An 18,987-nucleotide genomic window follows, 5' to 3' on the forward strand; every position below is an offset into this window, starting at 1 on the left:
CATGCTCGTCAAAGCCTGCTGGATACTGTTCGCCTATGTGCTCGGCTCCGTGCCGTGGGGCGTGGTCATCGCCAAAACCTGCTGCGGCATCGACCCGCGCAAGGACGGCAGCCGAAGCACGGGCGCCACCAATGTGTCGCGCCTTTGCGGCTTCGGCTACGGCGTGGCCACGCTGGCCTGCGACGTGCTCAAGGGCGCGGTGCCGGTGTGGATCGCGCTCAGGTTCATCAGCCCCGCGCCGCACTTCGTGAGCCTCGTGGCCGTAGCCGCGGTGCTCGGGCATGTATTTTCCTGCTTCATGCGCCTCAAGGGCGGCAAGGCCGTGGCCACGAGCATCGGCGTCTTTTTGCCGCTGGCCTTCTGGCCCCTGCTCGGCTCCTGCGCGCTGTGCATGCTCGTCATCTGGCGCAGCGGCTTCGTGTCCCTGGGCTCGCTCTCCCTGCTCGCGTCGCTGCCGGTCTTCCTCGCCATTGCGGGCGCGTGGCAGTGGCTGCCGCTTAGCCTCTGCCTCTGCGTCATCGTGTTCGTCAAGCACAGGGAGAATATCGGCCGCCTGCGCGCCGGCACGGAAAAGCCCTGGCTCAAGGGCAAGGCCGGGCGCTGAGGCCCGCGGGGCGATGGGGCTTCCCCGCGCTCGACAAAGGCGCGGCCGCGGGCTACAACTGCCCTGCCGCGCCACCCGCGCGAGAAGGAGCCCCCATGACCGACACTTTTCCCGCCTGGCGCGGACGCCTCGAATACGTCTGCCTTGACTGCGGCGCCCGCTATCCCGCGGACGACCTGCTCTATACCTGCCCCCGCTGCGGCGGGGTTTTCCTGCTGCGGGACCTTGATTTCGACGAGCTGAAAAAACGCCCGGGCGCGGAGTGGCGCGCGCTTTTCGACGCCCGCGCGGCCACGCGCGTGACGGCCCTGCGCGGCATCTTCCGCTTTTATGAACTCCTCGCGCCCGTGCTCGACGAGGAGGACATCGTGTATCTCGGCGAGGGCCAGACCCCCTTGGTGGACGCCGCCCCGCGCTTCCAGAAAGAGGTGGGCTGTAGCTTCGCCTTCAAGAACGACGGCCAGAACCCCAGCGCCTCCTTCAAGGACCGCGGCATGGCCTGCGCCTTCAGCTATCTGAAATGGCTCTGCCGCCGCCATGACTGGGACGAGGTGCTCACGGTCTGCGCCTCCACGGGCGACACCTCGGCCGCGGCCGCGCTCTACGCCGCCTATGTGGGGCTCCCGCTCACCTCGGTGGTCTTGCTCCCGCACGGGCGCGTCACCCCGCAGCAGCTTTCGCAGCCGCTCGGCAGCGGCGCCATCGTGCTCGAGCTCCCCGGCGTGTTCGACGACTGCATGAAGGTGGTGGAGATCCTTGCGGAGCATTACCGCGTGGCGCTGCTCAACTCCAAGAACAGCTGGCGCATCCTCGGGCAGGAGAGCTATGCCTGCGAGGTGGCGCAGCGCTGCGGCTGGGATGTGGCCGGCCTCTGCCTCTTCGTGCCCGTGGGCAATGCCGGCAACATCACGGCCATCATGTCCGGCCTGCTCAAGCTGCGCGAACTCAATATCATCACGAGCCTCCCGCGGATCTTCGGCGTCCAGTCCGAACATGCCGACCCGGTGTGGCGCTATTACGCCGCGCCCGAAGCCGAGCGCGTGTGGAAGCCCGTGGACGTGCAGCCCAGCGTGGCCCAGGCGGCCATGATCGGCAATCCCGTTTCCTTCCCGCGGGTGCGCGCGCTGGCGAAGCGCTACGCCGACTCCTTCGGCGCAGGCGCCGACCGCGCCTTCCAGGTGGTGCGCGTCACCGAGCAGGAGATCATGGACGCCATGATAGCGGCCAACCGCCACGGCCATATCGCCTGCACCCAAGGCGGCGAATGCCTCGCGGGCCTGCGCGTGGCGCTGGCCGAAGGGCTGGTGGGGAGGGACGAGCGCGCGGTGCTCGATTCCACGGCGCACAGCCTCAAGTTCGCGGGCTTTCAGGACATGTATTTCAACAACGGCTTTCCGCCGGAATACGGCGTCACGCCCGACCCTGCGCTCGCCAACCGGCCCGAGCTTTTGCTTCAGCCCAAGGAGCGCGAGGGCCGCGACACGTCCAGCTTCGCCCGCCTCGGCGCCGAGGCCGTGGCCAAGCGACTGGGGCTGCGCCCGCGTGACTGATTCCCCGGTTTCTTAGGAGATGATAAGCTACCCAGCACTGATGAAAAATATTCCTTAATTCCGTCTGGAGCGAAGCGAAAGACGGGTGCTGTTGCCGGAAGAATCCTAAAAAATAAGATTTTTAGGTTCCGGCAAGGAAGATAAAAATTTCCGAAGGGAGTGTACTTAAGTACTCGACCGAGGAAATTTTTCTCTGACGCCGCCGGAACCTAAAAGGCTGTTTTTGACGGATAATTTCGGCGATACAGATACAGCACAGGCACACCACCAACACGAAAGGATAACAAGAGTTTCGGAGCAAACACCATGACCCTGCAAGAACTCTTCGCCGTTCCCGCGCCCGAGACGCGCATCCCCATGCCCTATGTCATCGCCGAGGCCGGCGTGAACCACGAGGGCAAAATGGACATCGCGAAGCGCCTCATCGACGAGGCCGCCGAGGGCGGCGCCAATGCCATCAAGTTCCAGACCTACAAGGCCGAGACCCTCGCCTCCAGGGACTCCCCCGCCTACTGGGACACGAGCAAGGAGCCCACGCAGAGCCAGTACGAGCTCTTCAAGCGCCATGACTCCTTCTGGAAAAACGAGTTCGAGGCCCTGAAAAAGCACTGCGACGCGGCCGGCATCGCCTTCCTCTCCACGCCCTTTGATGTGGAGTCCGCGCGCTTTCTGAACGACCTCATGGACGTGTTCAAGATCTCCTCGTCCGACATCACCAACAAGCCCTTTATCGAAATCCTCTGCGACTACAAGAAGCCCATCCTGCTCTCCACGGGCGCGGCCCACCTGCACGAGATCGCCGAGGCCGTGGAGTGGATCGAGGCCAAGGGCAACAAGCTGGCCCTGCTCCACTGCGTGCTCAACTATCCCACGGCGGACGAAAACGCGGCCCTGGGCATGATACCCGCGCTCCGGCGCATTTTTCCGGGCCACGCCATCGGCTATTCCGACCACACCCTGCCGAAAGACATGCACACGCTGGAGATTGCCACCCTGCTCGGCGCGCGCGTGCTGGAAAAGCATTTCAGCCACGACAAGACCCTGCCCGGCAACGACCATTATCACGCCATGGACAAGGACGACCTCAAGCTCTTCTTCCGGCGCATGCGCGCGACCCTCGCCAGCGTGGGCGAAATTGGCGTCAGGGCGCTCCCGCAGGAGGAGCCGGCGCGCCAGCACGCCCGCCGCTCGCTGGTGACGGCCCGGCCCGTGAAAGCCGGGCACCCGCTCACGGGCGCCGACCTCACCTGGAAGCGCCCGGCCCACGGCATTTCGCCGCGCTGCTATGACGAGGTTGTGGGCATGGCCGCGCGGCGCGACCTTGCGGAAGACACGGTGCTCCAGTGGACGGATCTGGAACGGCCCTGACGACGGAGGCGCCCGCCCCGCACAAGCCCGACGCCCCGCGCCCGGCCTTCCGGGAGCTCGTGCTCGGGGCCATGCCGCGCGGAGCCGACCCTGCGCGGGTTCTGGCCGTGGGGCCTTCCTGCTTTGCGGGCCGGGAAGAATTTTTCCCGGACTGGGAAACCGCCTTCACCTTCGCGCCCGAGCCCCTGGCCGACCACGCCGTCGCCCGCGAGGCCGCGCGGGCTGCCCAGGGGCTGGCGGCGGACGCCATCCCGCGCCTGGCCGCATGGCTCTCGCCCCATGCCGGGGAGCTGCCCGCCGCCTATTGGCAGACCCTGCTCGCCCCATGGGCCGTGGACGTGGCGCGGCAAATCATCGAGCGCCATCTGCGCGCCCGGGCCATGATTCACGCCTGGGGCGAGCTGGAGCTTCACGTGGGGCTGGTCCCCGCGGACATGGATTTCCATTTCGCCGACGAGCACGACTTCACCCTGCGCGGCGCCCTCGGCACGGACTTCAACCACTGGCTCTTCTCCCGCCTTCTTGAGGCGGACTGGCCCCCCGCATGGAAGCGGCACTTCCCCGAGGTCACCGCGGACACGCCGCAAGCCCCTGCGGCCAAGGCCCCGGACGGTGGGGGCGGGCCGGGCGCGTCGCCCCTGCGGCAGTGGCTCAGGCGCACGCTGCGCGCGCTCCTGCTCGGCCTGCCCTTCCCGCGCCTCAAGGGCATGACCCTGCCGCAGGCCCTGCGTTTTTCGCTGGCCCTGCTGCATCCCTGCCACGGGCCGGACCACAGCCTTGATCTTGAAACGGCCTTCGGCAGCCGCGAGGGCAAAGACACGCCCCTCATCCCGCCGCTGCCGCTGGATCCGCTGCCGCTCTTCCAGGCCGCCTGCCCCGAGAGCCTGCGCGCGCTCACGCACCCGGCAACGCTCTCGCGCACCTCGCGGCCCCGGTTGCGCGTGGCCACCATCCTCGCCTATGAGGACGCGGCCTACCGTGAACGGCTGGCCCGCTGGCGCGGGCGCGGGCACCGCCTCGCCTTCGCCCAGCACGGCGGCAACTACGGCATGGAGGCCGTGGCCTGCGAAACGGCCTTTGTGGAATACAGCCAGGATGTGTTCTTCACCTGGGGCTGGACGCGCCACGGCGAGACGCGGGGCAATTTCGTGCCGCTGCCCTCGCCGCAGCTGGCGCGCCTGGAAAACGCCTGGCATGGCGCGAACGGAGAAAATCTCCTCTTCGTGGGCACGGAAATGGCGGCTTTCGCCTACAGGCTCGACTCCCACCCCACGCCCCTGCAACTGGTGGAATACCGCGAAGACAAGGAATGGTTCTTCGAGGCGCTGGGGCGCGAGCTCCAGGCGCGCACCCTCTACCGGCCGTATTTTCCCCTGCCGGGCTGCCTTGAAGACGCGGCGTGGCTCTTGCCGCGCATGCCGCGCCTCAAGCTCTGCACCGGGCCGCTTTTGCCGCAGCTGCTCGGTTGCCGGCTGCTCGTGCTCGACCATCACGGCACGTCGCTCCTCGAAGCCATGGCCGCCAACGTGCCCATGGTGCTCTACTGGAACCGCGCCCACTGGCCCCTCACCCCCGAGGGGGAGGCCCTGCTGGACGAGCTCGCGGCCGCGGGCATCTGGTTCCCCACGGCGGAGGAAGCCGCCGTGCAGGCGCGGCGCGTCTGGCCGGCAGCCGCCTCGTGGTGGCAAAGCCCGGACATCCAGGTCGCGCGGGGGCGTTTCTGTGACGCGCAGGCCCGGCTTTCCCATGGCAAGGAAGTTCCCCTCTGGACGCAAACGCTGAAGGCGCTATGAACACCCTCCCCCGCCTGTGGCACAGGATGCGCGCGGCTCTCGCGCCGGCCCCGAAACTTCTTCCGCTGCTGGCGCTCGCGCTGGTTCTCGCCGTAGCCCTCGCATCTGCCCCGGCTCCGGCGCTTTCCGCCGCCAAGGCAGCCACGCCGCCCAAGGCCGCGCCGGACGCGGCCAGGGATCTCACCGCCGCGCAGGCCGCGCTCGACAAGGGCGACTATGCCGCGGTCATCGGGCTGCTCTCCCCGCTTGCCGAAGCGGGCAATGCCGAGGCGCTCTATGTGCTCGGGCGGCTCCGCCTCGAGGGCAAGGGCGTGAAGAAAAACGAGGTGCGCGCGGCCCAGCTTTTCAGCCAGGCCGCGGAAAAGGGCGACATCAGCGCCCAGAACGCCTGGGCCACGGCGCTGGCCCGCGGCCAGGGCACGCGCCGCAACTATCTCGAGGCGGCGCGCTGGTTCCGCAAGGCCGCCGATCAGGGCCTCGCCGAAGCGCAGTACAATCTCGGCTATCTCTACGCCCACGGCCGCGGCGTAAAAAAGGACGAGAACGCCGCCCTCGACTGGTACGGCCGCGCCGCCAACCAGGGCCTCGCCGACGCCCAGTATTCCCTCGGCTGGACCTACCTCAACGCCAAGGGCGACAACCAGAGCGACACCAAGGCCGCGCACTGGTTCGCCAAGGCGGCGGAGCAGGATCACCTCAAGGCGCAGAACAACCTCGCCTTCATGTATGCGGAAGGGCGCGGCTTCGCGCAGGACCCGGCGCGTGCCGTGCAGTGGTACACGCGCGCGGCCGAGCGGGGCTCGCCCGAGGCGCAGTACAACCTGGGCTTCATGTACGAGCAGGGGCGCGGCGTGCCGCAGGACTACGCCAAGGCCGTGGAATGGTACCGCAAGGCAGCGGAGCAGAACGAGGCCGCGGCCCAGTTCAGCCTCGGGCTCATGTATGACCAGGGCACGGGCGTGGAGCGCAACCTCACCGAGGCGACGCGCTGGTACCGGCTCGCCGCGCGCAATGGCGACCCGGACGCCAAGGCCGTGCTCCGCGCGCAGAGCGCGGCTGCCGCGCCGGTGGTCAAGAGCGCGCCCAAGCCAGCCCCCAAGACGGCCGCCCGCGCCAAGGACGCTCCCAAGAGCCGCGAGGCCAAAAAGCCCTAGCGGCGGAAAAATCCCGCAAGACGCAAAAACGCCGGGCAGCCCCAAGCTCCCCGGCGTTTTTGATTCGGCTTTTTACAAAAACTAGAAGTCTTCCTTCTCCATCACCTTCACGAAGCTCTTGATCGGGCCGGTGTGCTTGGAGGTGGCGACGTACTTGGCGAGGAAGACATCGCCCAGGGTGGCGATGTGGCCGGCGGTCTCCTTGTAGTAGGCGAGGTGGATGTCCTCTTCCGAGATGATGGAATGGAAGAGACCGGCGCTCGTGCTGTCGCCCGCCTTGTGGCAGATCTCGGCAAGCTCGTTGTAGGTCTTGACCGTGTTGGCTTCCATGTTGATGTCAAAGGGGAAGATCTCCTTGACGGACTGGCCCTGCACGACGCCGCCGGCCTTGTCACACGTCGGCGCGCCGCCCAGGGTGTCGATGCGCTCGGCGAAGCGCTGGGCGTGGCGCATTTCGTCCACGGAGATGAGCTTCACATAGGCGCAGAGCTGCCCGTAATCGAGCTCGCTCAGGATGTAGTGCTGGATCATGTACTGGTGGATGGCCTGAAGCTCCATGCTGCGCGCCTTGTTCAGGGCGTCGATGACCTTCTTGGTGTTGGGGTCCATTTTGACAGCCATTGTCCGGCTCCTTGCGGTTTGGAGAAAGTTCACGTTCGCCGGGCCGCACCGGCCCGTGCCGAAAAGAGCCTAACCGCGCCAAAAAGGGCTTGTCAAGCCGCTGCGCCGGTCGGGCGGCGCGACCCCTTGACAGGAAAAGCGCGCCGGCGTATCAAGACCGCCTTGCGGCATCACGCAGCGCGCATCTTTTCGCTCCGCCCGGTCTTCCCCGTTGGCCCGGCGGCGGCGCCACATTTCCCGCGCCAGTGCGAGGGCCGCCCCCAAGGCTGCAATCCACCGAGGAGTTTCTCCCATGAAGACCTTTACCCTCACGCCCAAGGACATCGACCGCCAGTGGTTCGTGGTCGATGCCGCCGACCAGGTGCTCGGCCGCTTTGCGAGCCAGATAGCCAACCGCCTGCGCGGCAAGTACAAGCCCGAATATTCCCCGCACATGGACAATGGCGACTTCATCGTGGTCATCAACTGCGAGAAAATCCGCGTCACGGGCAAGAAGCTCGAAGAAAAGAAATATTACCGCCATTCCGGCTGGGTGGGCAGCCTCAAGACCACCAGCCTCGCCGACATGCTGGCCACCCATCCCAAGAGGGTGATCACCCTCGCCGTGCGCGGCATGCTGCCCAAGAACCGCCTGGGGCGCCACATGCTGAAAAAGCTCAAGGTCTGCGTCGGCCCCGAGCATCCCTACAAGGCCCAGAAGCCCCAGCCCCTGACCCTGCCCTACTAAGGAGCGCATGCCATGAGCGACAAATTTGAATATGGCACCGGGCGCCGCAAGACCGCCACGGCCCGCACCCGCATCTATGCCGGTTCGGGCGGTATCCTCGTCAACGGCCGTCCCTATGAGGAGTATTTCCCGCGCAAGACCCTCCAGATGATCATCCGCCAGCCGCTCACCCTGTGCAAGGTGGCCGACAAGGTGGACGTGCGCGTCAACGTGGCCGGCGGCGGCGTGAGCGGACAGGCCGAGGCCGTGCGCCACGGCATCTCCCGCGCCCTGCTCCTGGTGGACCCGGCCTTGCGCCCGGTGCTCAAGAAGGCCGGCTTCCTCACGCGCGACGCGCGCAAGAAGGAGCGCAAAAAGTACGGCCTGCGCGCCGCCCGCGCCCGCTACCAGTATTCGAAGCGCTGATCCGGGCTTTTCCGGCATGCGGGGCACTTCCCCCGGCCGGCCCCGGTATGCGGCCAGCCGCCCGCGTCCTTTCGTGGATGCAGGCGGCTGGCCGCGCGGCTTCCTCTCCCCTCTTGCTTCGCATCCGCATGACCGCCGACGCCCCCACGCCCGACACGGACGGCACAGCGCCCCTGCGCGAATACGCCTACGCCCACGCCCAGACCGTCGGTTCCACGGGCTATTTTTCCTGCGAGCCCTTGGGGCCTCTTCCGCTGGACGCGGCGCTCGCCGCATTTGAGGGCGCGCCTCTCGACGACTTTCTCCACGAGCATCTCTTGCGCCGACTGGGCACGCTGGACAAGGTTCGCCTGACCGCCCTCGCCGAAAGCTGCCTTCCGCCGGACCCCCGGCCGGCGCTCGCGGCGCTGCTGCTCGAGTGCGTCCTGCTCTTCCCCGAGGCCGCAGACGCGCTCGCCCCCAGGCTCGACGCCCTGCGCACCCAGGCCGCGCCGCCGGCAGAGGCCGCTTCCGGGCTGCGCCTTGCGGCCGCCTCCCGGGACGACCGGGAGGCCGCGCTCGCCTGGGGCGAGCTCTTCCACGCCAACATGGCCGGCCACCGGCCCTTGCCCCGGCTGGAGGAAAGCGACATCCCGCTGCCGCATGGCGCACCCGCGCTGGCCCGCGCCATGGCGCAGGTGACGCGCAAGGACGCGGCCGGCATCCTCGCCGCTACGCATGCCCGCCTCGCCGCGCGGGACTGGCCCGAGGGCTGCCGCCCCCCCGCGCAGGAGACCTATGAGCGCGCCGTGAACGCGCTGGAACGCGCGGGCGTGCTCGCCGGCCTTGAAATGCGCCACGAGGCCTCGCTTTCGCCCATCGCGCTCTTGCGCGACTGGCAGGTGGACGTGACCGTGCGCAACGGGCGCCACGCCCACAGCCTGCGCGGCACGGCAACGGCCTATGGCCGCGGCCTCAGCCTGGCCGGCGCCCGCGCCTCCTGCGTCATGGAAGTGGCCGAGCGCGCCAGCGCCTACGCCTCCCTGGGGCCCGGCGGCGCGCACGGCGACGGCGAAGTGCTCGGCAGGCGCACGCCGCTCCCGCTCAGGCGGGCCACGGCGGCGGAACTCACGCGGGCCGGCCTCCGCCCTCTCGTGCCCGGGTTCGTCGGCAATCATCTCATGGACGCCCCGCTCCACTGGGTCGAAGCGCGCGGGGCCGCCGGCGGCGAAGCCCTGGTGGCGCTGCAAAATGTCCTCCTCTTCTGCAATGCGGATGAGCCGAAGCTCGGCGCCTCCCCCGGCTCCACGGGCCTCGCCTCGGGAAATACGCTTGAGGAGGCCCGCTTTGCGGCGCTCATGGAAGTCATCGAGCGCGACGCCGACGCCACCACGCCCTTCTGCCGCCATGCCTGCTTCACCCTCCGAAGCCGTGACCCGCGCCTCCAGGGCCTGTTGGACGACTATGCGGCGCGCGGCATCCGCGTGCAATTCCAGGACATTACCAGCGAGTTCGGCATCCCGGTGTACCGCGCCTTCGTGACCGCGCGCGACGGCCGCGTGGCCACGGCCACCGGCGCCGGCCTTTGCGGGGCGCAGGCCGCGCTCTCCGCGCTCACCGAGACGCCGTGGCCCTATTCCTGGGCCACGCCCGCGCCCCACGGCGTGGCCTCGGGCCCCGGGCTCGCCGGGCTGGGCACCCGCGTGCTCGAAGAACTGCCCGACTGGACCCTCCCCACGCCGAAAGCCGGCCTCGCCCTGCTCGAAAGCGTGCTTGCCGCGCATGACCGCGAGATATTTTTTGTGGAGCTCACCCGCGCCGACCTCGGCATCCCGGTGGCGCGCGTCCTCGTGCCCGGCCTCGAGCCGCACGCCGATTTTGACAGCGTAACGCGGCCCGCGCCCCGCCTCTTCGCCCGGCAGGCCCTGCTCAACGAAGGCGCGGACGAGGACCATCCCCTTTTCCGCAACTGAAACCCCAACGCGCCACAGAGGCAAAGGCAGGCACCATGCCCAGTTCCAAAAGCGGCCACGGCCGCGCCAAGGCCCAGGCCGCCCGCGACGACCACTCCGCCTATCTGCGCCGCATCCTCCTGAGCCGCGTATATGACGTTGCCGAGGAGACGCCGCTGGACGAGGCGGCCAGCCTCTCCCGGCGGCTCGGTAACCGCGTGCTCCTCAAGCGCGAGGACGCGCAGCCCGTCTTTTCCTTCAAGCTGCGCGGGGCCTACAACAAGATGGCCCGGCTCACGCCGGACGAGCTCAGGCGCGGGGTCATCGCGGCCTCGGCGGGCAACCACGCTCAGGGCGTGGCGCTCGCCGCGCGCAAGCTCGGCTGCGAGGCCACCATCGTCATGCCCGTGACCACCCCGGCCATCAAGATAACCGCCGTGCGCCGCCTGGGCGGCCAGGTGGTGCTCTCGGGCGAATCGTTCAGCGACGCGGGCCGGCACGCGGCCGAGCTCGTGCGCCAGACCGGGGCGGTGTTCATCCCGCCCTTTGACGACGCGGATGTCATCGCCGGGCAGGGTACCATCGGCATGGAGATCCTGCGCCAGCACCCCGGGCCCATCGACGCCGTGTTCATGCCCATCGGCGGGGGCGGCCTCGCGGCCGGTGTGGCGGCGTATATCCGGCACCTGAGGCCCGAGATCCGGCTCATCGGCGTGGAGCCCGTGGACTCGGACGCCATGCGCCGCTCCATCGAGGCTGGGAGCCCGGTGGAGCTTTCCGAGGTGGGCCTCTTCGCCGACGGCGTGGCCGTCAAGCGCGTGGGCGACGAGACCTTCGCGCTCTGCCGCGACCTCCTGGACGAGATCATCACCGTTGATACGGACGCCATTTGCGGCGCCATCAAGGACATTTTCGAGGCCACGCGCGTGGTGGCCGAGCCCGCGGGCGCGCTCTCCCTGGCCGGGCTCAAGGCCTGGGCCGCGCGCGAGAACGCGCGCGACGCCACGCTCGTCGCCATCGTGAGCGGCGCCAACATGAATTTCGACCGCCTCGGGCACGTGGTGGACCGCTCCGAGCTGGGCTCCGAGCGCGAGGCGCTGCTCGCCGTGACCATCCCCGAGCAGGTGGGCAGCTTCCGCCGGCTCTGCGCGGCCATCGGCAACCGCAACATCACCGAGCTGTGCACCCGCTTCGGCGACCCGGAAAACGGCCGCGTCCTCGTGGGCATCAAGACCCAGGGCAAGGCGGACGTGGCCGAGGCCATGGAAGAGCTGCGCGAACAGGGCTTCAAGGTGATGGACCTGAGCGACAACGAGCTCGCCAAGCTGCACCTCCGGCACATGGTGGGCGGCAACGCGCCCGAGCTTAAGCACGAGCGCCTTCTGCGCTTCACCTTCCCGGAGCGGCCCGGCGCCCTGCGCAACCTCATGGACGCCATGCGCATGGAATTCAGCATCACGCTCTTCCAGTACCGCTACCACGGCGCGGATTACGGCCGCGTGCTCATGGGCTTTGACGTGCCTGAGGAAAAACGCGAGGATTTCAAGGACTTTCTCGCGCGCGTGGCCGCCATGGGCTATCCGCATGCGGACGAGACGGAAAACCCCGCCTACCGCATGTTCCTGGGCTGGCACGGCGCGGCCTGAGCGCAAGCCCCGTATTTTCGCTCGACCTTGCGAGGGGAGTCCGCTATGCTTAACACGCGGATTTTCCACAGCAACCGCCAACTCTGCAAACGGCGCGACGCGCCCAAGGAGATGCCCATGCGGATCAGCCTCTTCCTCGCCGTGCTGGCCCTTTGCGCTTTCGGCGCCGTGAGCGCCCATGCCACGGCCACGCCGGCCGTGCCCGAAGGCCCCATCGAGTTCAAGGGCGCCAAGAAGACCGTCATGTTCCCGCATTCGGCCCACGCCAAGGTGGAGTGCGTGGTCTGCCACCACAAGGTCAACGGCGAGCCCAACTTCCAGAAGTGCGCCACTTCGGGCTGCCACGACGACCTCACCGCCAAGAAGGGCGAAAAGAGCCTCTACTTCGTGGTCCACAACAAGGGCGCCGACCTGCGCCACCAGACCTGCCTCGCCTGTCACAGCAAGGTCGCCGAGGAAAAGCCGGACCTGAAGAAGGAGCTCACGGGCTGCTCCAAGTCCAAGTGCCATCCCTAAGGGCCGCTTTCAGGAAGGGCCGGCACCGGCCACTATTTGCGCCGCGTGGCATAAACTGATACAGTTTTTTGCCGTTCTCTAGAGCGACTGCCCGGCGCCTCACAGGCCCGGGCAAGCCGCCCTGCGGCCGCCGCGTCCGCGCGGCCGCGTACGCACGCAAACCGCGAGGTTGCCATGGCCGCCCATAACGCCCCCGTTCATGAAGAGAACGCGGAAGACATCATCGACCTCACCGAACTCATCGAAAGGGGCGACGCCGCGCCCGCCGCTGACGCCGGCGCGCAGCCCGACAACGAAGATGCGGAAATAGAAGCCCTGCTCGCCCAGATGGACGCCAGCGACGGCGCGAGCTTCAGCAAGGGCCCGGCCGCGCCGCTGGACGCCCCGGCTCCCGGCGCCGCCCCCGTGGTGGACCCCAACGAACAGCTCGACATGTCCGACATGGGCGACATCGACAACCTGCTCGCCTCCCTGGACATCCCGCCGCAGCCCCAGGAAAGCGCGTCTACGGCTGCCGCGCCCACAGCGGCTCCGGCTGCCGCGCCGCAAGCCGCCATGCCGCAAGACCTTGACGCCGCCATGGACGAACTCCTCGGCGGCAGCACGCCGCCACCCGCCGCGCCCGCGGCCCCTGCGGCAACGGCTGAAGCCTCAGACACCATGCTGCAAGATCTCGACGCGGCCATGGACGAACTGCTCGGCGGCGACGCCCCCACGCCGCCCCCGCCGCCGGCCGAGCCCGCTGGCGCCCCCAGCGTGGAAGACCTGCTGGCAGCGGCAGCCATGCCGACAGCGCCCAAGGCCGAAGCGCCGGCGGCGCCCGACCTGGAGGCCGATCTCGACGCCCTGCTCGGCGACCCGGCCCTTGCGCCCCAAGCCGCGCCGGCTCCGGCCCCCGCGCCAGGCGAGCCCGACCTTGAAGCCGACCTCGCCAGCCTGCTGACCTCGCTGGACGCCGAGAAGGCGGCCGCGCCCGAAGCGCCGGCTGCCGACACCGCCGCCCCCTCCTTCGAGGACCTGATGGCGGCTGCCGCGCCGCAACCTGAGCCGGCCCCAGAGCCCGCGCCGGAACCGGCTTTCGCCCCGGAACCCGAGATCCCGGCCGCGGTGGTGGAAGAAGCGGTGGCGGAAGAAACCGCCCTCACCGTGGAGGCCGCGGCGCCCCAAGCCGCGCCTGCGCCAGAGCCGGCGCCAGAACCCACGGAAGACCTGCCGCCCATCGAAGCCGAATTTACCGAGATGCCCCCGGCGGACGAGCCGGAGCTGCCCGCCGCCCCGGCAGATGAGGCGCTGCTGCCCGAAGTGGAGGCGGCCGCCCCCAGCCCTGAGCCGGAGCTTGAGACAGCCGCGGCTGCCGTGGCAGCGGAAGCCGCGTTCGTGGCGCCCGCAGACGAGGCAGCCCCGAGCGCCGAAGCCATTGCCGAGCCCGGGGACATGACGCCCGAGGAAAGCCCCGCCGCCGAAGAAGCGGCCCCCGAGCCTGTTGCGGCCGCACCGGAAGCGGCCCCCGAGCCCGAGGCGCCCGCGGAGCCCGAGGCAGCCCCCGAGGCGCAGGCAGGCCCCGGAGAGCAGGCGCCGCCGGCCCCCGAAGCCGCCACCGTACCGGCCTCGGCCCTGCTCGCCGCCACCGAGGATTTTGCCGCCCTGGCCCGCGCCCTTGGCGAGCGCCTGCGCCAGTGCGAGGCCGACCTCGCGGCGGCCCGCGCGCGCATCGAGGCGCTGGAGCACTCTGCCGCCGATTCCGTCTCCCTGGGCGACCTGTTGCGCGAGGGCAGCCCCCTGCACAACGGTTTTGCCGCGCTCATCGCCTCCTCGGTGGGGCAGGCGCTCAAGGACACGCCGCCGCCCGTGCACATGCCCGAAGGGCTGGAGAGCCGTCTCGCCACCCTCGAGACGCGGCAGAAAAGCGTGCTCGCGCGCATGGACGCCATCGAGGCGCGCCTCGACAACCTCGAGCCGCGCTTCAACGAAGAGGTCGGCAAGGCTGCGGCCAGCGCCGTGGCGCGCATCCTGCGCGAAGAGATCAGCCGCCTCGCCGGCGGCTAGGGGCGGCGCGCTTGCCAAGCAGACGGCGAACGCCTATGCTCGCCCGGCCCCGCCTGAGCGCGGGGCGCCCCGGACCTCGCTACGGCCGGGGCCAACATGCGACAACAAAAAGGGCGGGGGCTCCCGTTTCCGTTCTTTTCCCCGTCCAGGTGCGCGACCCGCTGTGGGTTCTGCGGCCATTCCCCAGGGACGGGTTTTTTCCCCGGCTCATGCCGGGCGGATGGCAGAGCCGTGGACAAGGACAGCAGGGAAGCGCTTCAGGTCGCCAAGGAACTGACCGCCAAGTTCATCGAGACGCGCACGGTCTCGCCGGGAAATTTCGCGGAGATCTTCCCGGCGGTCTACTGCGTGGTGGCGCGGGCCATCGCCCAGTCGGCCACGCATGCCGCGGGCGCTGACGACGCCGGCGACACTCCCGAGTCTGCGGCCCCGCATGCTGACGGCGCCCGCAACGCGCCGCGCCGCCCCGGCGGAGAGCGCGAATGAACGGCTCCCAGGGGCTGCCGCAGCCGGGGGGCGGCCCGGGCCATGACCAGGCCGTCGCGGGCATGTTCGGCCGCATCGCGTCGTGGTATGACTTCCTGAACCGCCTTTTGAGCCTCGGCATCGACCAGCACTGGCGGCGCGTGCTCGCGGAGAGCGCAAGGCCCGGCGACGGCCTCGCCCTCGACCTCGCCGCCGGCACGCTGGACGTGTCGCTCGCCCTGCGCCGCGTGGCGCCCAAGGCCACGGTGGCCGCCATGGATTTCTGCCCGCCCATGCTGGCCCGCGGGCGCCGCAAGCTCAAGGGGGCAAACCTCGCGCGCATCCTGCCCGTGGCGGCGGACGCCCGGCGCCTCCCTGTCCGTGACGGCGCGGCCCACTGCATCACCATGGCCTTTGGCATCCGCAACATCGCGCCCCGGGGGGCGGCCTTCGCGGAGATGCTCCGCGTGCTCCGGCCCGGGGGCCGGGCCTGCATCCTGGAATTCGGCTCGGGCCGGGAGCGCATCTGGGGCGGCGTCTACAACGCCTACCTGAACCACCTCCTGCCGCTGGTGGGCAGGGTCTTTTCGCACGACGGCGCCTACGGCTATCTTGCCGAGAGCATCCGTGCCTTTCCCACGGCCGAGGAACTGGCCGGCGAGATGCGCGAGGCCGGCTTTGCGCGCGTGTGGTATAAGAAGCTCACTTCGGGCATCGTGTGCCTGCATGTGGGGGAAAAGAGCGCCTGACGGCGCTACGCGCCGAGCCAGACGAGGAAGAGCCCTGCCGCCATGGCGGCGAGGCCGGCGCCGCGCAGGGCGGCGTCAGGCTCGCGCAAAAGGCGCCGCATGGCCCGGCGCATGCCGCCGGGAGCGAGCGCCCAGACAAGGCCCTCGAAAACCAGGGCCAGGCCCGCGGCGCGCAGGAGCAGGGGCAAGTCGAGGTGCATGCCCCTTGGTGCGGGAAAATCCCGTTTTTGTAAAGCCCCGGGCGCCATCGGCCCGGCAGGGGATGGGACATGATCACGTTTGAGGAACTGGAAGCGCGCAAGCGGCCGCTGGCCGTGGTGGGCCTCGGCTATGTGGGCCTGCCGCTCGCCGTGGCGCTCTCGCGCCATATGGATGTCATCGGCTTTGACATCAACGCCGCCCGCGTGGCCGAGCTCGCTGCCGGCCACGACCGCACCCGCGAGGTCGATGACGCGGCCCTCGCGAAGGCGCATGTGCGCTACACGTCCGACCCGGCGGCCCTCGCCGAGGCCGCGGTCATCATCGTGGCCGTGCCCACGCCCATCGACCGGCACCGCTCGCCCGACCTCACGCCCGTGGTGGGCGCCAGCACCACCGTGGGCAAGCACATGAGCAAGGGCTGCGTGGTCGTCTACGAGTCCACGGTCTATCCGGGCCTCACCGAAGAGATCTGCGTGCCCATCCTCGAGCGCGAGTCGGGCCTCAAGCTCGGCAGCGGCTTCACCGTGGGCTATTCGCCAGAGCGCATCAACCCGGGCGACAAGGTGCACACGCTTTCTACCATCACCAAGATCGTCTCCGGCTCCGACCCGGCCACGGCCGAGCTTCTGGCCCAAATCTACGGCTCCGTGGTGACGGCCGGCATCCACCGCGCCTCGAGCATCAAGGTGGCCGAAGCCGCCAAGGTCATCGAGAACACCCAGCGCGACCTCAACATCGCGCTCATGAACGAGCTCGCCGTCATCTTCGACCGCATGGGCATCGACACCCTCGAGGTGCTGGAGGCCGCGGGCAGCAAGTGGAACTTCCTGCCCTTCCGGCCCGGCCTCGTAGGCGGCCACTGCATCGGCGTGGACCCCTACTACCTCACCTTCAAGGCCGAGGAGCTGGGCTTCCACCCCGAAGTCATCCTGGCCGGGCGGCGCATCAACGACAACATGGGCAAGTATGTGGCTGAATGCGCGGTCAAGCAGCTCATCCGGCGCGGGGCGAAGGTCAACGGCGCGCGCGTGGGCATCCTCGGCTTCACCTTCAAGGAGAACGTTCCCGACCTGCGCAATACCCGCGTGGTGGATGTCATCCGCGAGCTGGAGGATTACGGCGTCACCACCCTCGTCACCGACGCCGAGGCCGACCCGGACGAGGCCCTGCGCGAATACGGGCAGCGACTGGTGCCCCTTTCCGAGCTCAAGGACCTCGACGCCATCGTGCTCGCCGTGCCGCACAAGGCCTACGCGGCGCTGACGCCGGAAGACCTGCGCGCCCGCATGGCCGACCCTGAGCGCGGGGTGGTGCTGGACGTGAAATCGCTCTACGACCCGGCGGCCATGCGCGAGGCCGGTGTGGAGTACTGGAGGCTCTAGGTGCCGGAGGGGGCGCTCCTCGTCTGCGCGGCCACCGCGGCCGAACTGGCCCACGCAGCCCCGGGCCTCGTCAGCGAGGATGGCCTGCGGGAGCTTACGCCCGTGCCCGTGCGGCTCAAGGGGCGGCCGGCGCTTTTCTGCGTCACCGGCGTGGGGCCGGTCAACGCGGCGCTCGCCATGGGCTTCTGCTTCGGCCTCACCAGCGGAAGCGGCGGGGAGGCCGGGCAGCCCGCCGGAGGGGGGCTGCGCATCGGCGCGGTGCTCAATGTGGGCCTTGCCGGCGCCTTTGACCTCGCGGCGACGCCCCTGCGCGCCCTGTGCCTCGTGGAGGAGGAGATCTGGCCCGAATACGGCCTCAATGACGGCACTTCCGTCACGGCGCGGGCCTTCAGCTATCCCCTGTGGCGCAAGGCCGACGGCGCGCCCGAGGATGTGTATGACCGCGTAAGGCTCGCGCCTGCGGAGGCGCTCGGCGCCCGCGAGCCCGCGCCCGGTGCCTTCCTGCCCCGGCGTTCGCTCACCGTGGCCGGGGTGAGCGCCAGTTTCGCCCGCGCGCGGGAGATGGCCAACCGCCATCGCGCGGAGCTCGAAAACATGGAGGGCTTTGCCGTGGCCTATGCCTGCGCCCGGGCCGGCGTGCCCTGCGTGGAGGTGCGCGCGGTCTCCAACAAGGTGGGCCCGCGTGCCGCGGACGAAAAGGACTTTCCCGGCGCACTGGCCGCGCTGGCGGGCGTGTTGCCCGCGCTCGGGCTGGCCTGAGCAGCAGCCGCCTGGGAGGCCGCCGCAAAGGAGAACAGTGAAGACATGGCTGAAACGCTTTTGAAGCAGCGCCTCGCAGAGGAGCTCCCGGCCGTGAACGCGGCCCTCGCCCGCGCGGCCGGGCGGCTGCCCGAGCCTGTGCGCCCGGTGGCGCGGCACATCCTCGAGGCCGGCGGCAAGCGCCTTCGGCCCTTCCTCACGGTTCTCATGGCGCGCCTTCTGGGCGACACGGACGACCGCATCTATGACCTCGCCGTGACCATGGAAATGCTCCACGCGGCCACCCTGCTCCATGACGATGTGCTCGACGACGCGGCCAACAGGCGCGGCAAGCCGGCCGCGCATACCGAGTTCGGCGTGGCCCAGGCCATCCTCGCGGGGGACGCCCTGCTCTCCGGGGCCAACGCCCAGGTGGCGGACTTTGGCGACCCGCGCCTTTGCCTGTGCTTCTCCACGGCCACCAGCGAGACCGCGGCCGGCGAGATACTGGAGATCGCGGCCCAGCGCCGCGTGGACGTGAGCGCCGAGGAATATGCGGCCATCGTGCGCGGCAAGACGGCGGCACTCATCGCGGCCTCCTGCGAGCTCGGGGCGCTGGCGGCCAACGCGGGGCCGGACGCCGTGGCCGCGGCCGCGGCCTATGGCGAAAATCTCGGTATGGCCTTCCAGATCGTGGACGACGCGCTGGATTTCGCGCCCGAGGAAGAGACCGGCAAGCCCACGGGCGGCGACGTGCGCGAGGGCAAGCTCACGCCGCCCCTGCGCTTCTACCGGCTGAACCTCGGCGAGAACGAGCGCGCGGCCTTTGACGCGGCCTTTGTCTGCGGGCTCATGAGCGCGGCGGACGCGGCCGAGATCTCCCTGCGCGTGCGCGAGGGCGGCTTTGACCGCCGCGCCCGCGAGGAGGCCGGGGACTACCTCGAGGCCGCCCGGGGCGCGCTTTCGCGCCTGCCCGACGGCCCGGAACACCAGGTGCTTATGGAAATGACGGACTATGTCCGCGACCGCCGGCACTGAGAAGTAAAACCCGGGCCCACGCCGGGAAGGGAAATAACGAAGAAAGGAGTGGT

18 protein-coding genes are annotated in these 18,987 nt (G+C 69.5%); 16 read left to right on the top strand and 2 right to left on the bottom strand.

Going from position 1 to position 18,987, the window contains the following annotated elements:
• Window position 1 precedes the first annotated feature (1 nt).
• The 5 genes from plsY to HDR50_RS03050 all read left to right on the top strand — a co-directional run bounded on the left by plsY (window position 2) and on the right by HDR50_RS03050 (window position 6,469).
• A complete protein-coding gene (plsY, locus tag HDR50_RS03030; RefSeq protein WP_291355804.1) occupies window positions 2–604 on the top strand; it encodes a glycerol-3-phosphate 1-O-acyltransferase PlsY in 603 nt (200 codons plus the stop codon).
• A gap of 95 nt (window positions 605–699) precedes the next feature.
• Window positions 700–2,154, top strand: a complete 1,455-nt coding sequence (locus HDR50_RS03035; RefSeq protein ID WP_291355806.1) for a pyridoxal-phosphate dependent enzyme — start codon at window positions 700–702, stop codon at window positions 2,152–2,154.
• Between the two features lie 306 nt (window positions 2,155–2,460).
• Window positions 2,461–3,522, top strand: a complete 1,062-nt coding sequence (locus HDR50_RS03040; RefSeq protein WP_291355808.1) for an N-acetylneuraminate synthase family protein — start codon at window positions 2,461–2,463, stop codon at window positions 3,520–3,522.
• Window positions 3,498–5,315, top strand: coding sequence for an LIC12162 family protein (locus HDR50_RS03045; RefSeq protein ID WP_291355810.1), 1,818 nt, complete (start codon window positions 3,498–3,500; stop codon window positions 5,313–5,315). The genes HDR50_RS03040 and HDR50_RS03045 overlap by 25 nt, the downstream gene beginning before the upstream one ends.
• Entirely contained in the window at window positions 5,312–6,469 is a 1,158-nt protein-coding gene (locus tag HDR50_RS03050) for an SEL1-like repeat protein (protein WP_291355812.1), read from the top strand. Before HDR50_RS03045 ends, HDR50_RS03050 begins: the two co-directional genes overlap by 4 nt.
• Window positions 6,470–6,550: 81 nt before the next feature.
• On the opposite strand, the gene HDR50_RS03055 is transcribed toward HDR50_RS03050, so the two are convergent.
• Window positions 6,551–7,090 (bottom strand): ferritin-like domain-containing protein, encoded by a 540-nt coding sequence (locus HDR50_RS03055; RefSeq protein WP_291355814.1) that lies wholly within the window; start codon window positions 7,088–7,090, stop codon window positions 6,551–6,553.
• Window positions 7,091–7,382: 292 nt separating this feature from the next.
• Between HDR50_RS03055 and rplM the strand changes: the two genes are divergently transcribed.
• The 8 genes from rplM to HDR50_RS03095 all read left to right on the top strand — a co-directional run bounded on the left by rplM (window position 7,383) and on the right by HDR50_RS03095 (window position 15,575).
• On the top strand, window positions 7,383–7,817 hold the full coding sequence (rplM, locus tag HDR50_RS03060; RefSeq protein ID WP_165079283.1) for a 50S ribosomal protein L13: 435 nt from the start codon (window positions 7,383–7,385) through the stop codon (window positions 7,815–7,817).
• 12 nt (window positions 7,818–7,829) lie between these two features.
• Window positions 7,830–8,222: a 30S ribosomal protein S9 gene (gene rpsI, locus HDR50_RS03065; protein ID WP_291355816.1), complete on the top strand. Its 393-nt coding sequence runs from the start codon at window positions 7,830–7,832 to the stop codon at window positions 8,220–8,222.
• A gap of 128 nt (window positions 8,223–8,350) precedes the next feature.
• On the top strand, window positions 8,351–10,174 hold the full coding sequence (locus HDR50_RS03070) for a YcaO-like family protein (protein ID WP_291355818.1): 1,824 nt from the start codon (window positions 8,351–8,353) through the stop codon (window positions 10,172–10,174).
• 35 nt (window positions 10,175–10,209) lie between these two features.
• A complete protein-coding gene (ilvA, locus tag HDR50_RS03075; RefSeq protein WP_291355820.1) occupies window positions 10,210–11,799 on the top strand; it encodes a threonine ammonia-lyase, biosynthetic in 1,590 nt (529 codons plus the stop codon).
• Between the two features lie 117 nt (window positions 11,800–11,916).
• Window positions 11,917–12,315: a cytochrome c3 family protein gene (locus HDR50_RS03080; RefSeq protein ID WP_291355822.1), complete on the top strand. Its 399-nt coding sequence runs from the start codon at window positions 11,917–11,919 to the stop codon at window positions 12,313–12,315.
• Window positions 12,316–12,489: 174 nt separating this feature from the next.
• Window positions 12,490–14,361 (top strand): hypothetical protein, encoded by a 1,872-nt coding sequence (locus HDR50_RS03085; protein ID WP_291355824.1) that lies wholly within the window; start codon window positions 12,490–12,492, stop codon window positions 14,359–14,361.
• A gap of 231 nt (window positions 14,362–14,592) precedes the next feature.
• Complete coding sequence (locus HDR50_RS03090; protein ID WP_291355826.1) at window positions 14,593–14,847, top strand: hypothetical protein; 255 nt, start codon at window positions 14,593–14,595, stop codon at window positions 14,845–14,847.
• Window positions 14,844–15,575: a ubiquinone/menaquinone biosynthesis methyltransferase gene (locus HDR50_RS03095; protein WP_291355827.1), complete on the top strand. Its 732-nt coding sequence runs from the start codon at window positions 14,844–14,846 to the stop codon at window positions 15,573–15,575. Before HDR50_RS03090 ends, HDR50_RS03095 begins: the two co-directional genes overlap by 4 nt.
• A gap of 5 nt (window positions 15,576–15,580) precedes the next feature.
• Here HDR50_RS03095 and HDR50_RS03100 read toward each other — a convergent pair whose 3' ends face one another.
• Window positions 15,581–15,775 carry a DUF2065 family protein gene (locus tag HDR50_RS03100; RefSeq protein ID WP_291355829.1) on the bottom strand — a complete coding sequence of 65 codons (195 nt, stop codon included), beginning with the start codon at window positions 15,773–15,775 and terminating at the stop codon, window positions 15,581–15,583.
• A 69-nt stretch (window positions 15,776–15,844) separates the two neighbouring features.
• Here HDR50_RS03100 and HDR50_RS03105 point away from each other — a divergent pair, with 69 nt between their 5' ends.
• Genes HDR50_RS03105 through HDR50_RS03115 form a run of 3 tightly spaced genes read left to right on the top strand, consistent with a single transcriptional unit; the run spans window position 15,845 to window position 18,934 of the window.
• Entirely contained in the window at window positions 15,845–17,158 is a 1,314-nt protein-coding gene (locus tag HDR50_RS03105) for a nucleotide sugar dehydrogenase (protein WP_291355831.1), read from the top strand.
• Window positions 17,159–17,917 (top strand): futalosine hydrolase, encoded by a 759-nt coding sequence (gene mqnB, locus HDR50_RS03110; RefSeq protein WP_291355832.1) that lies wholly within the window; start codon window positions 17,159–17,161, stop codon window positions 17,915–17,917.
• 45 nt (window positions 17,918–17,962) lie between these two features.
• Complete coding sequence (locus tag HDR50_RS03115) at window positions 17,963–18,934, top strand: polyprenyl synthetase family protein (protein WP_291355834.1); 972 nt, start codon at window positions 17,963–17,965, stop codon at window positions 18,932–18,934.
• Window positions 18,935–18,987: the final 53 nt, after the last annotated feature.

Source organism: Desulfovibrio sp. (assembly GCF_014803725.1).
In the GTDB taxonomy this organism is placed as follows: domain Bacteria; phylum Desulfobacterota; class Desulfovibrionia; order Desulfovibrionales; family Desulfovibrionaceae; genus Desulfovibrio.

What these genes read in the sequence shown, in the direction of transcription:
- plsY (WP_291355804.1), top strand. Translation starts at nt 2, where the DNA reads ATGCTCGTCAAAGCCTGCTGGATACTGTTCGCCTATGTGCTCGGCTCC.
- HDR50_RS03035 (WP_291355806.1), top strand. Translation starts at nt 700, where the DNA reads ATGACCGACACTTTTCCCGCCTGGCGCGGACGCCTCGAATACGTCTGC.
- HDR50_RS03040 (WP_291355808.1), top strand. Translation starts at nt 2,461, where the DNA reads ATGACCCTGCAAGAACTCTTCGCCGTTCCCGCGCCCGAGACGCGCATC.
- HDR50_RS03050 (WP_291355812.1), top strand. Translation starts at nt 5,312, where the DNA reads ATGAACACCCTCCCCCGCCTGTGGCACAGGATGCGCGCGGCTCTCGCG.
- HDR50_RS03055 (WP_291355814.1), bottom strand. Translation starts at nt 7,090, where the DNA reads ATGGCTGTCAAAATGGACCCCAACACCAAGAAGGTCATCGACGCCCTG.
- rplM (WP_165079283.1), top strand. Translation starts at nt 7,383, where the DNA reads ATGAAGACCTTTACCCTCACGCCCAAGGACATCGACCGCCAGTGGTTC.
- rpsI (WP_291355816.1), top strand. Translation starts at nt 7,830, where the DNA reads ATGAGCGACAAATTTGAATATGGCACCGGGCGCCGCAAGACCGCCACG.
- HDR50_RS03070 (WP_291355818.1), top strand. Translation starts at nt 8,351, where the DNA reads ATGACCGCCGACGCCCCCACGCCCGACACGGACGGCACAGCGCCCCTG.
- ilvA (WP_291355820.1), top strand. Translation starts at nt 10,210, where the DNA reads ATGCCCAGTTCCAAAAGCGGCCACGGCCGCGCCAAGGCCCAGGCCGCC.
- HDR50_RS03080 (WP_291355822.1), top strand. Translation starts at nt 11,917, where the DNA reads ATGCGGATCAGCCTCTTCCTCGCCGTGCTGGCCCTTTGCGCTTTCGGC.
- HDR50_RS03085 (WP_291355824.1), top strand. Translation starts at nt 12,490, where the DNA reads ATGGCCGCCCATAACGCCCCCGTTCATGAAGAGAACGCGGAAGACATC.
- HDR50_RS03095 (WP_291355827.1), top strand. Translation starts at nt 14,844, where the DNA reads ATGAACGGCTCCCAGGGGCTGCCGCAGCCGGGGGGCGGCCCGGGCCAT.
- HDR50_RS03100 (WP_291355829.1), bottom strand. Translation starts at nt 15,775, where the DNA reads ATGCACCTCGACTTGCCCCTGCTCCTGCGCGCCGCGGGCCTGGCCCTG.
- HDR50_RS03105 (WP_291355831.1), top strand. Translation starts at nt 15,845, where the DNA reads ATGATCACGTTTGAGGAACTGGAAGCGCGCAAGCGGCCGCTGGCCGTG.
- HDR50_RS03115 (WP_291355834.1), top strand. Translation starts at nt 17,963, where the DNA reads ATGGCTGAAACGCTTTTGAAGCAGCGCCTCGCAGAGGAGCTCCCGGCC.